The 13,504-nt window shown below is 76.0% G+C and carries 18 protein-coding genes and 1 tRNA gene; 14 read left to right on the forward strand and 5 right to left on the reverse strand.

Annotation, left to right across the window (positions count from 1 at the left end; all coding sequences use genetic code 11):
• Positions 1–2: 2 nt before the first annotated feature.
• Positions 3–410, reverse strand: coding sequence for a YciI family protein (locus FN207_RS02415; RefSeq protein WP_142456742.1), 408 nt, complete (start codon positions 408–410; stop codon positions 3–5).
• Between the two features lie 160 nt (positions 411–570).
• On the opposite strand from FN207_RS02415, the gene FN207_RS02420 reads away from it, so the two are divergent.
• The 5 genes from FN207_RS02420 to FN207_RS02440 all read left to right on the forward strand — a co-directional run bounded on the left by FN207_RS02420 (position 571) and on the right by FN207_RS02440 (position 4,339).
• Positions 571–641: transfer RNA gene (locus FN207_RS02420), tRNA-Gly, on the forward strand.
• 65 nt (positions 642–706) lie between these two features.
• Positions 707–1,240 (forward strand): TOPRIM nucleotidyl transferase/hydrolase domain-containing protein, encoded by a 534-nt coding sequence (locus FN207_RS02425; protein ID WP_142456743.1) that lies wholly within the window; start codon positions 707–709, stop codon positions 1,238–1,240.
• A gap of 29 nt (positions 1,241–1,269) precedes the next feature.
• Positions 1,270–2,073, forward strand: a complete 804-nt coding sequence (locus tag FN207_RS02430) for a putative protein N(5)-glutamine methyltransferase (protein WP_142456744.1) — start codon at positions 1,270–1,272, stop codon at positions 2,071–2,073.
• Between the two features lie 71 nt (positions 2,074–2,144).
• Positions 2,145–2,624: a universal stress protein gene (locus FN207_RS02435; RefSeq protein WP_142456745.1), complete on the forward strand. Its 480-nt coding sequence runs from the start codon at positions 2,145–2,147 to the stop codon at positions 2,622–2,624.
• 68 nt (positions 2,625–2,692) lie between these two features.
• The gene (locus FN207_RS02440; RefSeq protein WP_246065698.1) at positions 2,693–4,339 is read left to right on the forward strand and encodes a GAF domain-containing sensor histidine kinase; all 1,647 of its coding nucleotides are present in this window, start codon (positions 2,693–2,695) and stop codon (positions 4,337–4,339) included.
• An 8-nt stretch (positions 4,340–4,347) separates the two neighbouring features.
• Here the strand turns inward: FN207_RS02440 and FN207_RS02445 are convergent, their stop codons facing one another.
• The 4 genes from FN207_RS02445 to FN207_RS02460 form a co-directional block, all read right to left on the reverse strand.
• Complete coding sequence (locus tag FN207_RS02445) at positions 4,348–4,989, reverse strand: response regulator transcription factor (RefSeq protein WP_142456746.1); 642 nt, start codon at positions 4,987–4,989, stop codon at positions 4,348–4,350.
• A gap of 67 nt (positions 4,990–5,056) precedes the next feature.
• The gene (locus tag FN207_RS02450; protein WP_142456747.1) at positions 5,057–6,085 is read right to left on the reverse strand and encodes a type III polyketide synthase; all 1,029 of its coding nucleotides are present in this window, start codon (positions 6,083–6,085) and stop codon (positions 5,057–5,059) included.
• A gap of 43 nt (positions 6,086–6,128) precedes the next feature.
• On the reverse strand, positions 6,129–6,911 hold the full coding sequence (locus FN207_RS02455; protein WP_246065699.1) for a methyltransferase domain-containing protein: 783 nt from the start codon (positions 6,909–6,911) through the stop codon (positions 6,129–6,131).
• A gap of 11 nt (positions 6,912–6,922) precedes the next feature.
• Positions 6,923–7,267, reverse strand: a complete 345-nt coding sequence (locus FN207_RS02460) for a DUF3140 domain-containing protein (RefSeq protein WP_142456748.1) — start codon at positions 7,265–7,267, stop codon at positions 6,923–6,925.
• Between the two features lie 184 nt (positions 7,268–7,451).
• Between FN207_RS02460 and FN207_RS02465 the strand changes: the two genes are divergently transcribed.
• The 9 genes from FN207_RS02465 (at position 7,452) to FN207_RS02495 (ending at position 13,409) form a co-directional block, all read left to right on the forward strand.
• A complete protein-coding gene (locus FN207_RS02465) occupies positions 7,452–7,937 on the forward strand; it encodes a DUF6328 family protein (RefSeq protein ID WP_281282130.1) in 486 nt (161 codons plus the stop codon).
• 36 nt (positions 7,938–7,973) lie between these two features.
• Entirely contained in the window at positions 7,974–8,900 is a 927-nt protein-coding gene (locus tag FN207_RS02470) for a ribokinase (RefSeq protein ID WP_142456749.1), read from the forward strand.
• A gap of 71 nt (positions 8,901–8,971) precedes the next feature.
• A complete protein-coding gene (locus tag FN207_RS26105) occupies positions 8,972–9,124 on the forward strand; it encodes a hypothetical protein (RefSeq protein ID WP_158549545.1) in 153 nt (50 codons plus the stop codon).
• A gap of 204 nt (positions 9,125–9,328) precedes the next feature.
• Entirely contained in the window at positions 9,329–9,469 is a 141-nt protein-coding gene (locus FN207_RS26110; protein WP_185938121.1) for a hypothetical protein, read from the forward strand.
• A gap of 139 nt (positions 9,470–9,608) precedes the next feature.
• Entirely contained in the window at positions 9,609–10,262 is a 654-nt protein-coding gene (locus FN207_RS02475; protein WP_142456750.1) for a TetR/AcrR family transcriptional regulator, read from the forward strand.
• A 53-nt stretch (positions 10,263–10,315) separates the two neighbouring features.
• The gene (locus tag FN207_RS02480; protein ID WP_142456751.1) at positions 10,316–10,741 is read left to right on the forward strand and encodes a hypothetical protein; all 426 of its coding nucleotides are present in this window, start codon (positions 10,316–10,318) and stop codon (positions 10,739–10,741) included.
• A 46-nt stretch (positions 10,742–10,787) separates the two neighbouring features.
• A complete protein-coding gene (locus FN207_RS02485; RefSeq protein ID WP_110906855.1) occupies positions 10,788–10,973 on the forward strand; it encodes a hypothetical protein in 186 nt (61 codons plus the stop codon).
• Positions 10,974–11,025: 52 nt separating this feature from the next.
• Positions 11,026–11,412 carry a LapA family protein gene (locus tag FN207_RS26825; RefSeq protein WP_246065700.1) on the forward strand — a complete coding sequence of 129 codons (387 nt, stop codon included), beginning with the start codon at positions 11,026–11,028 and terminating at the stop codon, positions 11,410–11,412.
• A 152-nt stretch (positions 11,413–11,564) separates the two neighbouring features.
• A complete protein-coding gene (locus FN207_RS02495) occupies positions 11,565–13,409 on the forward strand; it encodes an acyl-CoA dehydrogenase (protein WP_142456752.1) in 1,845 nt (614 codons plus the stop codon).
• Positions 13,410–13,504: the final 95 nt, after the last annotated feature.

The following is a 13,504-nucleotide window of genomic DNA, read 5'->3' on the forward strand; positions in this document are numbered from 1 at the left end:
CGTCACTCCGTGACGGTCGGCGCGGCGCCGAGGAAGGGGCGCACCTCGAGCCACTCGTGGATCGGCCTGCCACCGGCCCCGGGGGCCGCGGACAGCTCGCCGGCCAGCTCCAGCGCCCGCTGGTGGCTGTCGACGTCGATCACCATCCAGCCGGCGATGAGGTCCTTGGTCTCGGCGAACGGGCCGTCGGTGACCGGCGGGCGCCCCTCGCCGTCGTAGCGGACCCACGTGCCCTGCGGGGAGAGGGCCTGGCCGTCGACGAACTCGCCGGTGCCCTCGAGCCGGGCGGCGAAGTCCTCCATGTACCGCACGTGCGCGGTGACCTCCTCCGGCGTCCACTGGTCCATCGGGACGTCGTTGACCGCCGCCGGCGCGCCGCGGTAGTGCTTGAGCAGCAGGTACTTGGCCATGTCGTTCTCCTCGGTGCGGTACGGCCCTCGTGGCCGTGTGTACTGCAGGGACGCAGCCGCGTGCCGGTTCTCGACATCCCCCGTCGGGGTTTCTCCCGGACCCGGTCGGCGGACCGGTGGCCCGTCACTTGCTAGGCTGGGAGGCGGCCGCCAGGCCACCGCGGGTGTAGTTCAATGGCAGAACATCAGCTTCCCAAGCTGACAGTGCGAGTTCGATTCTCGTCACCCGCTCTCCCTCCTCCGGCCGACCGGCAAGCCGGTCGCCCGACCGCCCCTCCGCGTGGGACGGTCCGCCCGTGGTCGTCGTCGCTCGCCCGCGGGCCGTGGTGCTCGTCGAGGGCGTCAGCGACCGCGAGGCCGTGCTGGCGGCCGCCCGGGCGCAGGGCCGGGACCTGGCCGCCGACGGCGTGCGCGTCGTCGCGATGGGTGGCGCGACCGCGATCCGGCGGCACCTCGCGCAGGTGGCGGCCGGCGTCCGCGTGGCCGGCCTCTACGACCTCGGCGAGGCGGAGTTCTTCCGCCGCGCGCTCGGCGGCCCCGACCCGGCGGCGGCGCACTTCCACGCCTGCGTGGCCGACCTCGAGGACGAGCTGATCCGCGCGGTCGGGGTGGCCGGCGTCGAGGCGGTGGTCGCCGAGCAGGGCCAGGCGCAGGCCCTGACGACGTTCCGCCGGCAGCCGGCGCAGCGCGACCGCGCCCCCGAGGCGCAGCTGCACCGGTTCCTGGGCACGACGAGCGGGCGCAAGGCCCGCTACGCGCGCGCCCTGGTCGAGCGGCTCGAGCCGGCGGCGGTCCCCGCTCCGCTGCGCGCCCTGCTCGCGTGCGTCTGACGTCCGGCGCGGCTGGCAGCCTGGGGCCCGTGCCCCCTCCTCCCGACGACGCGCTGGTCGCCCGGCTACGCGCCGCCGGCTGCGTCTTCGCCGAGGACGAGGCCCGCCTGCTCACCGCCGCCGCGACCACGCCCGCGGAGCTGGCGGAGCTCGCCGCGCGGCGGGCGGCCGGCGAGCCGCTGGAGCACCTGCTCGGCGAGGTGGAGTTCTGCGGCCTGCGGATCGCCGTCGGTCCGGGCGTCTTCGTGCCCCGCCAGCGCACCGCGGCCCTGGTGGCCCGGGCGGCCGACGCGGCGCGGGCCGTCGCCGCGCGGACCGGCCGGGCGCCGGTCGCCATCGACCTGTGCTGCGGCTGCGGCGCGGTCGGGCTGGCCCTGGCCACCGCGGTGGACCTGGGGGAGCTGCACGCCGCCGACGTCGACCCCGCCGCCCTCCCCTACGCCCGCCGCAACCTCGCCCCGGTCGGCGGTCGGGTGCACGGCGGAGACCTGTTCGACGCGCTGCCCGGGGACCTGCGCGGGCGGGTCGACGTCCTGGTGGTCAACGCGCCGTACGTGCCCACCGGCGCGCTGGCCCTGCTGCCGCCCGAGGCCCGGCTGCACGAGCCGCGGGTCGCCCTCGACGGCGGCGGGGACGGCCTCGACGTGCACCGCCGGGTGGCCGCCGGGGCGCCGTCCTGGCTCGCCGCGGGCGGCGTCGTACTGGCCGAGGTCGGCGAGGCGCAGGCACCCGTCCTGGCGGCCGTGTTCACCGCCGCGGGCCTGTCCCCGCACGTGCACGAGCCCGAGGACGACGGCACGACGGTGGTCACCGGAACGCGACCGGCCCTCTGACCGGCCCCGATCCGGAGGTCCCGGGCCCTTGGTCCCTGTGCGAGGGCGCTCCGTGTCGTCAGGATCACTGCATGGGAGATTCGACCGCCTCAGTTCCGCCCGAGGACCGGTCCGTTCCGCCCGTCGAGCCGGTCCGGCTGGTCCCGCAGCTGTCCCGCCGCCCCGCACCCTCGCTCGTCGTCCACGTCGACGGCTCGGCCGCCGCCTACGGCGCGCTGGTGTGGGCGCTGCGCGAGGCCGCCCGCCGCGAGGGCAGCGTGCTCGCCGTCGACGTCGTCGACCCCGCCGACGGGCCCCTGCCCGGCCAGCGCCCCTCCGGCGAGCGGACCCGCGCCGCCGCCCTCGGGCGGGTCGAGGCCCAGGTCGTCCGCGCGATCGCCGAGACCGGCGTGACCGGCCGCATCCGCACGGCCACCGTCGAGCGCCCGGTGCTCGAGGCCCTGACCGCGGCGGGTCGCGGCGGGGACCTCGTCCTCGTGGCCGGCGCGGGCCGGGCCCTCCTGCGGCACGTCCCGCCCCGCCATCCCGGCCGCCTCGCGCGCGGCGCGTGAGCACCCGGAGCGTGAGCAGCCCCGCACGGGAAGAGCCCGGCACGCAGCAGGACCCCTCCGGACGGGCCGTGACCCCGCCCACCCCGGAGAGCCTCCCCCCGGCGCTGGCCGCCGGCGTGCGCGCGGCCGCGGCCGGCGAGCACCTCGAGGCGACGCTGCGCGCGATCGTCGAGGCGGCGGTCGCGCACGCCGACGCGACCTACGGGGCCCTCGGCGTCCTCACCCGGGACGGACGGCGCCTCGACCGGTTCGTCATCGTCGGCATGGACGACGAGATGCGGGAGGGCATCACCCGCCTCCCGGCCGGCGCGGGGATCCTCGGCCTGCTGGTGGACAACCCGGAGCCGCTGCGCCTCGCCGACCTCGGCACGCACCCGGCGTCGGTCGGCTTCCCGCCGGGGCACCCGCCGATGCAGTCGTTCCTCGGCGTGCCGGTGTGCGTCCGCGACTCGGTCTTCGGCCACCTGTACCTGACCGAGAAGCGCACCGGCGGCCCCTTCACCGAGGCCGACGAGGAGGCGGTGCAGGCCCTCGCCGCGGCCGCCGGCCTGGCCATCGAGAACGCCCGGCTCGCCGAGGCGGCCGAGCGCAGGAGGGCGTGGGTGCAGGCGGCCACCGAGGTCTCCACCGCGCTGCTGTCCGGCCAGGACCACCGGGAGGTGCTGCTGGACGTGACCGAGCGGGCGGTCGCGCTCAGCGACGCCGACGGGGGTGCGCTGCTGGTCGCCGAGGAGGGCGACGGTGACGCGCTGACGATCGTGGCCTCCGCGGGCCCGGTGGCCGACGAGGTCGAGGGGGTGCGGGTCCCGCTCGAGGACACCCACGTCGGCCGGGTGCACCGCACGGGAGTGGCGGAGCTGGTCGAGGACGTCCGTGTCGACCCGGTGCTCGGGCGGCACGCCGAGGTCGCCGTCGACCTCATCCGCGGCGCCCGCTCGGCGGTGATCGTCCCGCTCGGGCGGGCCCTCGGGACGCTGATCTGCATGCGCCGCGCCGAGCGGGAGCCGTTCGACGCCGAGGCCCTCGAGGACCTGTCGGCGTTCGCCGCCCAGGCCGCGCTGGCGCTGGAGCTGGCGCGCAGCCAGCGGCGGGAGCGCCGCCTGCAGGTGCAGGCCGACCGCGACCGCATCGCCCGCGACCTGCACGACCACGTGGTGCAGCGGATCTACGCGACGGCGCTGTCGCTGGACCGCGTCGGCCGGGCCCTGGAGGACGTCGAGCCCTACGCCGCCCGGCGGGTGGCACGCAGCGTCGACGAGCTCGACACCATCCTGCAGCAGATCCGCTCGGCGATCTTCGGCCTGCACGACGACGCGGCGCCGGCCGGCCTGGCCACCGGGCTGGCCGACACCGTCCGGCAGGTCACCGAGGGCTCCGCGGTGCAGCCGGGCCTGCGGCTGCGCGGCGACCTCGACGGCCTGCCCTCGGAACTGGCACCCGACCTGTTCGCGGTGGTGCGGGAGCTGGTCACCAACGTCGTCCGGCACGCGGGGGCGAGCCGGGTCGAGGTGACCGTCGAGGCCGAGGACGACGCGGACTCCCCCGTGCGGGTCCGGGTCGCCGACGACGGCCACGGCCTGCCCGAGGTGACCGTCCGCAGCGGGCTGGCCAACCTCGCCGAGCGCGCGCAGCGCCGCGGCGGGCGGCTGACCACCGCCGGGGGGCCCGCCGGCACCGAGGTCACCTGGACGGTGCCGCGGCCGCACGGGTCCTGAGCCGGAGCTCAGGAGGGCCGTCGGCCGCGCAGCTCGGTGGCCAGGATCGCGGCCTGGGTGCGCCGCTCGAGACCCAGCTTGGCCAGCAGGTGGCTGGTGTAGTTCTTCACCGTCTTCTCGGCCAGCCCCATGCGCTCGCCGATCTGCCGGTTGGTCAGCCCCTCGCCGATGAGCATGAGGACGCTCCGCTCCTGCTCGGTGAGCGAGGCGAGCCGCCGGTCGTCGTTGCCGTTCGGCCCCGGCCGCCGTCCGGACCAGCCGGGCAGCGTCCCGCCGTCCGCCACGGTCCGCACCGCCGAGACCAGGTCCGCGCCGCGCACCTGCTTGACCAGGTAGCCGGCCGCGCCCGCCGCCGCGGCCGCCGCGATCGCGGCCTCGTCGGCGTAGCTGGACAGCACCAGGCAGCGCACCCCCGGCAGCCGCTCGGCCAGCCGGCGGACGACCTCCGCGCCGTCCCCGTCGGGCAGCCGCATGTCCACCACGACGACGTCGGGCCGCACCGCAGGGCCGCGCGCGAGGGCCTCGGCGAGGCTCCCGGCCTCACCGACCACCACCAGCCCGGGGTCGTCCTCGAGGACCTCGGCCACGCCACGGCGCACCACCTCGTGGTCGTCGACCAGGAACACCCGGACGACTCCAGCGGTGGCCATCGCGAGCCCCCTCTCCGACCGTGATCGCGATCACAGACGGTAGTGCCCAGGGGGGCGTATGACCAGGTCAGGCAGGAAGCAGTAGCGCTGCGTACAGGGTCAACCCCGGACCGAAGGCCATGGCCACCACCGGGCCGTCGACGTCGGCGAGCTCCTGCAGCACGAGCAGCACCGTGGCCGACGAGCAGTTGCCGTGCTCGGCGAGCACCCGCCGCGAGGCCGCGATCTGCTCCTCCGCCAGGCCCAGCTCGTCGCGGACGACGTCGAGGATGCGCGGCCCGCCGGGGTGCACCGCCCAGCCCGCGACGTCCTCGACCCGCAGGTCGGCGCCGTCGAGCAGCTCGGCGACGACGTCGCCCACGTGCCGGGACAGGACGTCGGGCACGCGGGGCGACAGGCCCATGCGGAAGCCCAGGTCGGTGACGTCCCAGGTCATGTGGTCCGACGTCGACGCGTCGGTGCGCGCCACCACGCCCGCCAGCCGCCGTCCCCGGCCCGCGCCGGGCTCCACGACGACGGCCGCCGCGGCGTCGGAGAACAGCGCGTGGGCGACCACCTGGTCCAGGTCCCGCACCGCCGGCTGCACGTGCAGGCTGGTCAGCTCGCAGCACAGCAGCACCGCCGGGCGCGAGCGGGCGGTGACGAAGTCGCCGACGGCGGCCAGCCCGGGGAGCGCCGCGTAGCAGCCCATGTGCCCGACCAGCAGCCGCTGCAGGCCCGGCGGCATGCCCAGGTCGCTGGCCAGCCGGATGTCCAGGCCGGGTGTGGCGTACCCGGTGCAGGTGGCGACGGCGAACAGGCCGACGTCGCCCGGCGCGAGGCCCGCGGCGTCCAGCGCCCCGGCGACCGCCTGCTTGCCCAGCGGCAGCGCCTCCTGGACGTAGCGGGCCATGCGGGCGCCGGTGCCCCACTGGCTCAGGTCCTCGTCGACCGGGTTGGCCACCGCGTGCCGCGTGCGCACGCCGGCGCCGGCCCAGATGCGGCGGGCGGCACGGACGCCCTCGTAGTGGCGGGCGAAGAAGCCCTCCCACGCGGCGTCCTGGTCGAGGGTCGCCGGCAGGGCGGCGCCGGCGCCGGTCAGCACGGCCGCGCTCATCCTCGGGGTCCCCGGGTGTTCGCGCTGCTCACGAGCGGGGTCATCACCCGACCGTAGTTGCGGAGCCGGTCGTGCGCTCCTGCAGGAGCCCGGTGTCCCGCGACGGTGGCGCAGCGTCCTCCCGCTTGCGTCCGTAGCCGGCGAAGAGGACCGCCGTCGTGGGCAGCTCGCGCATCCGGACGACGTCGCGCCGCCCGCGCAGCCACGCGACGACGTCGCGGACCGACGGGCGCAGGCCCACCAGCCGCAGGTCCAGGCCCAGCCGGTCGGCGGCGGCGAGCAGCCGGCGGCGGTCGACGAACAGCGCGGGGTCGTGCAGGCCCGGCGGCGGCCCGCCCGGCAGCCGCTCGGCGATCCGGATGGCGATCACCTCGGCCAACCGGGTGGCGGCGATGGCGTCGACGACGACCGTCCCGCCGGGCCGCAGCAGCCGGGCGGCCTCGGCGAGCACCGCGACGTCGTCCTCGACGTGCTCGAGGACCTCGCCGGCCACGACGACGTCGGCACACCCGTCCCGCAGCGGAACGGCCGTCACCGAGCCGCGCACCGCGACGACGCCGTGCCGTGCGGCGATCGCCAGGGCAGGGGCGTTGAGGTCGACGCCGACGTGCCGGTAGCCCAGGCGCGCGACGTGCGGCGCCATGAGCCCGCCGCCGCAGGCGAGGTCGACCAGCAGCGCGCCGGGGTGCGGGGCGGGCGGGATGTGCCCGGCGCGCGAGGCGGCGAGCCAGTGCAGCATCGCGAACCCGCCCGAGGCCTCCCACCACTGGTCGGCCAGGCCGTCGTACTGGGCGGGGTCGTTGCGGCGCGGGTCGTCGAGGCGCACGGGGCGCGACGCTACTTCTTCTTGAGCGGGTCGTGGCCCCAGTTCATGAGGGAGTAGCGCCACTTGGAGGTCTCGACGTCCTCCTTGGCCGGCTCCTGCGCCAGGTGCCGCTGGACGTAGCCGTGGACCTTCCTCATGTGGGCGTAGTCGTCGTCGACGAGGTCGCCCTTCTTCTTGTGCAGGAGCTCGACGATCCGCCGTCCCGACTCGTGACCGGTGGACTCGCCGGAGTCGCCGCTCTTCTGCCCCACCGACTGCGACTCGTCGGTTTTCAGCCACTTCTCCAGCTCCGAGGCGCTCATGTTCACCGCCTCGCCGAAGTCCTTCCTGACGGTGTCCCGGTCGTCGTCGGCCACGGCCCCTCCTCGGTCGGTCCTCCGGGGGCGGTACCGCGCCGCCGACCGCGGGAAACGGGTGTCGCGCCGGCACCCCGGCGGGTACGCCCCATCCGTGGACAGGGCGAGCGCGCGGACGGGGCGACGGACCGGCCGTCCGGACCTCTCCGCCGCCCACCGCACTGCCCGGGCCCGCGGCGAGACCCTGGACCAGGTGCTCGACCGCAACCTCGCCGAGCTCCTGCAGGAGCTCCGGGTGGCCATCACCGGCGTGCAGGTGCTCTTCGCCTTCCTGCTCGGGCTGGCCTTCACCCAGCGCTTCGCCGAGCTCGACGACCTCCAGCTCACCGTCTACACGGTGACGCTGCTGGCCACGGCACTGGCGACGGTGGTGCTCATCGCGCCGGTCTCCTTCCACCGCCTGGTCTTCCGGCGACGGCGCAAGGCGGTGCTCATCGCGGTCGCCGACCGGCTGCTGCTGGTCGGCCTGGCGCTGCTCGTGCTGGCGATCAGCACCGGCGTGCTGCTCATCCTCGACGTCGTCCTGGGGCGCACGGCCGGCGTCGTCGGCGGCGCGCTCGTGCTGCTGATCGGCGTGCTGACCTGGTACGGGCTGCCCCTGTGGGTGCGGTGGGACGACTCGGGCGTGCAGCCCGACCCGGACGACGACGAGGGGCGGCCCGCAGACTGAGCGCCGTCGTCGCCGCGCTCCTTCGGAGGTCCGCCCGTGTCCGTCACCGTCGTCGGCAGCCTGAACGAGGACGTGCTGGTCGCCGTCGGGCGGCTGCCCGGCCGCGGCGAGACCGTCGTCGGCCGGGAGGCGGTGCTCGCCCCGGGCGGCAAGGGCGCCAACCAGGCCGCGGCCGCGGGACGGCTGGCCGGGTCGGCGGTCGCGATGGTGGGCCGGGTGGGCGACGACCCGGCCGGGGAGCGGCAGCGGGCGGCACTGGCCGACGCCGGGGTGGACACCGCGCTGGTCCTGGCCACGCCCGGGCACCCGACCGGCTCGGCGACCATCCCCGTGGAGGACGGCAGCGGGGAGAACCTCATCGTCGTCGTGCCGGGCGCCAACGCCGCGCTCACGCGTGCCGACGTCGACGTCGCGGCCGTGCAGCGCGCCGCGGTGGTGCTGCTGCAGCTCGAGGTGCCGCTGGCCACCGTGCAGGCGGCGGCCGACGCGGCGTCGGGGACCGTCGTCCTGACCCCGGCGCCGCCGCAGCCGCTGCCGCCGGAGCTGCTGCAGCGGGTGGCGGTGCTGGTGCCCAACGAGCACGAGCTCGTGCAGCTGGCCGGCGCCGACCCGGCACCCCGGACCCCGGCGGAGCTGGCCGCCCTGGCCCGGACGCTCGGCGCCGCGGCCACCGTCGTGACCCTGGGCTCCCGCGGGGCGCTGGTCGTCCCGGAGGACGGGCCGGTGCTGCTGCAGGCGCCGCCGCCGGTCGAGGCCGTGGACACCACCGGCGCGGGCGACTGCTTCTCCGGGGCGCTCGGGACCGCGCTGGCGCGCGGGGCGGACCTGGCCGCGGCGGTGCGCGAGGCGGTCGCGGCCGCCGCGCTGTCGACCACCGGCCCGGGGGCCCGGGGCGCCCTGCCCGACGCCGCCGCCGTCGCCGGCGTCCTGCCGCGGGTGCCCGCGGCCACCCGCGTCGGCTGAGCCGGGGTTCGACGACGCGCAGGTGGGCAAGGCCGTCGGTGACCGCACCGCCGCATCCCGAGGAGGACGCCGTGACCGAGCCCGAACGGCCGCCGCGCAGCCCTGAGCGCGCGGAGGGCGACCCGCCCGGCGAGGAGCCCGACGCCGGCCGCACCCCGCGCTCCGAGGACCCCGCCGAGGGGCAGCCGGCGGGCGACGGCCCCGCCGACAGCCCCGACGTCTGAGGGGGACCGCCCCGTCCCGCCCGGGACGCGGCACGATCAGGTGACCTGATCCTGCCGCGTCCTGGCTCAGCGCCGACGCCCAGTCAGGACGCGCGGAGGTGAGCCAGGACGACGCCGGGCGTGACGCACGTCTCACCGCCCGCACGGGTGGGATGCCGTCCCGGACCTGTTTCCGCAGGCCGGGCGGGGGGCAGGCTCGCGTGCGTGGAGGACGCGCAGCGCGAGGACCGGACCGACGAGCAGATCCCCGGCGCGCCGCCGGCCGAGGACCCCGGCTCGCCGGGTGCCGTGGCCGAGCGCGTCGCCCGCCTCCTGGCCAACCCCCGCCGCACCCGCCGCGCCTGAGCCGCGCGGGCCGTCGTCACAGCGGTCACACCCGCCCCGACCTGCGCGTTCGCCTCTCTGCACCCGGGAGCGAGCAGCCGTGCCGGGCGTCCGGCGTGCCGCGAACTGATCCGTCACGGCAGGCGGCACCATCGCTCGTGTGACCGCCGCCGCCCTCTCCCTCGCCGACGCCGACAGCTCCTCCCCGGTCCGCCGCAGCCGCGCGGAGCGGGAGGCCATCGTCCTCGACACCGCGGAGCGGCTCTTCTCCGCCCGCAGCTCGCGCAGCGTGGGGATGGACGAACTCGTCCGCGAGACCGGCCTCGGCAAGATGACCGTCTACCGGCTCTTCAAGAGCAAGGACGAGCTCGTCGGCGCCTACCTGGCCCGCAAGGCCGCCACGGTGCTCGGCCACATCGACGAGATCCTCGTGCTGCTCGAGGGCGACCCGCGCGCCGCGCTGCTCGCCGTCGTCGAGTACGTGGAGGGCGACGTGACCCGCGCCGGCTTCCGCGGCTGCCCCTTCACCAACGTGAGCAGCGAGTACGACGACCCGGCACACCCGGCGCGCAGCGCCGCCGCCGACTACAAGTTCGAGCTGCACGCCCGCCTCGAGCGGCTGGCCGAGCAGGTCGCGCCGGGCCGGGGCGAGGACCTCGCCGCGCAGGTGCACCTGATCATGGACGGCATGTACCTCTCCGGCGGCCTGCTGGGCCCCGACGGCCCGGCGGCGCACGGTCGCGAGCTGGCCGGGCGGCTGGTGGACCTCGCGGTCGCGGAGTCAGCGGCCGACCAGGTCGCCGTCTCGGTCTGACCGCCCGCCCGGCTCGCCGGGCAGTCCGCACTCCCGGACCGCAGGATGGGCCGGTGACCGTCGACCGCAGCCGCCCCGACCTGGACGACACGACCGTCGAGGGCCTGGGCAGGCTCTCCGAGGCCCTGGAGACGATCGAGCAGGCCCGCGGCCAGCTCTACGGCTTCCACCAGCACTCCGGCAAGGCCGACCTGCTGCTGCAGGAGGCCGTCGACCTCTTCCGCAAGGCCGGCCACACCCAGCTCGCCGACGACCTCGACCGCGACCTGGTCGGGCGCAACGTCATCGCCGACCGGTGGACCTTCCAGATCGTCGAGGACTACGACGACAACTACTGGTCGGTCTTCCGCGCGTTCGACGAGCGGGCCCGCACCGAGCTCTCCGACGGCGACCGGCACGTGTTCGAGGCACGCATGAAGCAGCGCGAGCGCACCGCCGGGCACCCCGCGCACGAGGCCGGCCCGGCGCTGTCGGAGTGAGCCGCCCGGGTCGCCGGGCGGGCGGCCGGGACGCAGACTCGGGCCGGTGAGCACCCGCGAGCAGAAGATGCCCGAGCCCGACGAGCCGCGCTCGGTCGGTCCCCTCGGCAGCAGCACCTCGGGACCGCCGGCGCCGGACTCCGACGGGCCCGAGGCGACCGGCCCGGCCGACGGCGCGGCCGGCCCCTCCTACCCGCCGGCCGAGACCGAGCCGGCCGCGCACCGCGACTGACCGGTCGCGCACGACCCGTTTGGGTGCCCTCCGGGGCGGACAGTCCTCGGGGATGACCACTCCCGGAACCCCAGCCGAGCCCCGGCCCTCCGCCCCGGGCACCGACCCCTTCGCCACCGGCACCTCCCCCTACGGGACCGGCGCGCCGGCGTCGACGCCGCCCTCGACGCCGCCCGCCACCACCCGCTCCGGGAGCCCGTCCCGGGCGCGTGCGGCCGGCCGCACGGCGGGCCTCGGCCTGGCACTGGCCCTGCTGATCGCCGTCACGGTGATCCTGGTGCTGTTCGTCGTGTTCAACGGGCAGACCGTGCAGATCAGCCTCGTCTTCACCGACGTGGAGGCGCCCCTCGTGCTGGCGCTGCTGATCGCCGCGGTCCTCGGCGCACTGGTCGCCTCGCTCGGCGGCCTGGTGATGCGCGCCCGCCGCCGCAACCGCTGACCGCCGCCGCCCGCCCTCCCCGGCCCGGGACCGCCTGACCCCTCAGGGCGTGTCCCGGGCTGCTCCCTTGCTCGCGGTTACCCGCCGGTAATAACGTTTGTTACCGGCGAGTAGACGCCGTCCATCGGCACGGAGCACGGGAGCCACACCGCATGAGCCACTACACCGCGAACCTGCGGGACCTCGAGTTCAACCTGTTCGAGTTCCTCGACACCAAGGACCGGTTCGGCACCGGCCCGTTCGAGCAGATGGACGCCGAGACCGCTCGCGGGGTGCTCGCGGAGGTCCGCCGGCTGGCCGAGGGCCCCATCGCCGAGAGCTTCACCGACGCCGACCGCAACCCGCCGGTGTTCGACCCGGCCACCTCCTCGGTCACGCTGCCCGAGTCGTTCAAGCGCTCGGTGCGCGCCATCGAGGACGGCGAGTGGTACCGCCTCGACCTGCCCGAGCACCTCGGCGGCTTCGGTGCGCCGCACGCCCTGACCTGGGGCGCCTTCGAGATGGTGCTGGGCGCCAACCCCGCCGTCTTCATGTACGGCTCGTGGGCCGCCTTCGCCGCCGTCCTGCACGAGCTGGGCACCGAGGACCAGAAGCGCATGGCCGAGCTCATGCTCGAGCACAAGTGGGGCGCCACGATGGTCCTCACCGAGCCCGACGCCGGCTCCGACGTCGGCGCCGGCCGCACGAAGGCCGTGCAGCAGGAGGACGGCTCCTGGCACCTCACCGGCGTGAAGCGGTTCATCACCTCCGCCGAGCACGACCTGTCGGACAACATCGTCCACCTGGTGCTCGCCCGCCCCGAGGGTGCGCGCGCGGGCACCAAGGGCCTGTCGCTGTTCGTCGTCCCGAAGTTCCACGTCGACCTCGCGACCGGCGCCCTCGGCGAGCGCAACGGCGTGTACGTCACCAACGTCGAGAAGAAGATGGGCCTGAAGGTCTCCACGACCTGCGAGCTCACCTTCGGCGACGGCCCCGTCCCGGCCAAGGGCTGGCTGGTCGGCGAGGTGCACGACGGCATCGCGCAGATGTTCAAGGTCATCGAGCACGCCCGGATGTTCGTGGGCACCAAGGCGATCGCCACGCTGTCGGCCGGCTACCAGCAGGCACTGGCCTACGCCAAGGAGCGGGTGCAGGGCGCCGACCTCACCGCCACCAGCAAGGACGCCCCCCGGGTCACCATCACGCACCACCCCGACGTGCGCCGCTCGCTGATGCTGCAGAAGTCCTACGTCGAGGGCATGCGGGCGCTGTACCTCTACGCCGCGAGCTTCCGCGACCAGGTGCTCGCCGCCGAGGCCGAGGGCTCCGCCGACAGCGAGGAGGCGCGGCTCGCCGCCCGCGTCAACGACCTGCTGCTGCCGATCGTGAAGGGTTTCGGCTCCGAGCGCGCCACCCAGCTGCTGACTGCCGAGTCGCTGCAGACGCTGGGCGGCTCGGGCTACCTGCAGGACTACCCGATCGAGCAGTACATCCGGGACTCCAAGATCGACACCCTGTACGAGGGCACGACGGCGATCCAGGGGCAGGACTTCTTCTTCCGCAAGATCGTCAAGGACGGCGGCGTCGCGCTGACCTGGCTGGCCTCGCAGATCCAGGCCACCATCGACGCCGAGGCGGGCAACGGCCGTCTCAAGGAGGAGCGGGCGCACCTGGCCACCGCCCTCGGCGAGGTCCAGGCGATGCTCGCCGCGATGTTCGGGCACCTGACCGCCGCCCAGCAGGACACGGCGTCGCTGTACAGGGTCGGCCAGAACACCTCCCGGCTGCTGCTCGCCGTCGGCGACCTGGTCACCGCGTGGCTGCTGGTCCGCCAGTCCGAGGTCGCCCTGGCCGCGCTGGCCGGTGACGTCAGCGAGAAGGACCGGCTGTTCTACGAGGGCAAGCTCGCCGCCACCCGCTTCTTCGCCACCCAGGTGCTGCCGCGCCTGGCCGGGGAGCGGGCGATCGTCGAGGCCACGGACAACGCGCTCATGGAGGTCCCCGAGGCCGCGTTCTGAGCCTCCGGCGCCTCATCCCGACGGCCGTCGTCCCCTGTGCGGGGGCGGCGGCCGTCGGCCGTTGCGGGTCGGGGTGCGCGACCGGCCCCGCCGCG

It is taken from the genome of Geodermatophilus aquaeductus, from assembly GCF_900182545.1.
GTDB classification, from domain to species: domain Bacteria; phylum Actinomycetota; class Actinomycetes; order Mycobacteriales; family Geodermatophilaceae; genus Geodermatophilus; species Geodermatophilus aquaeductus.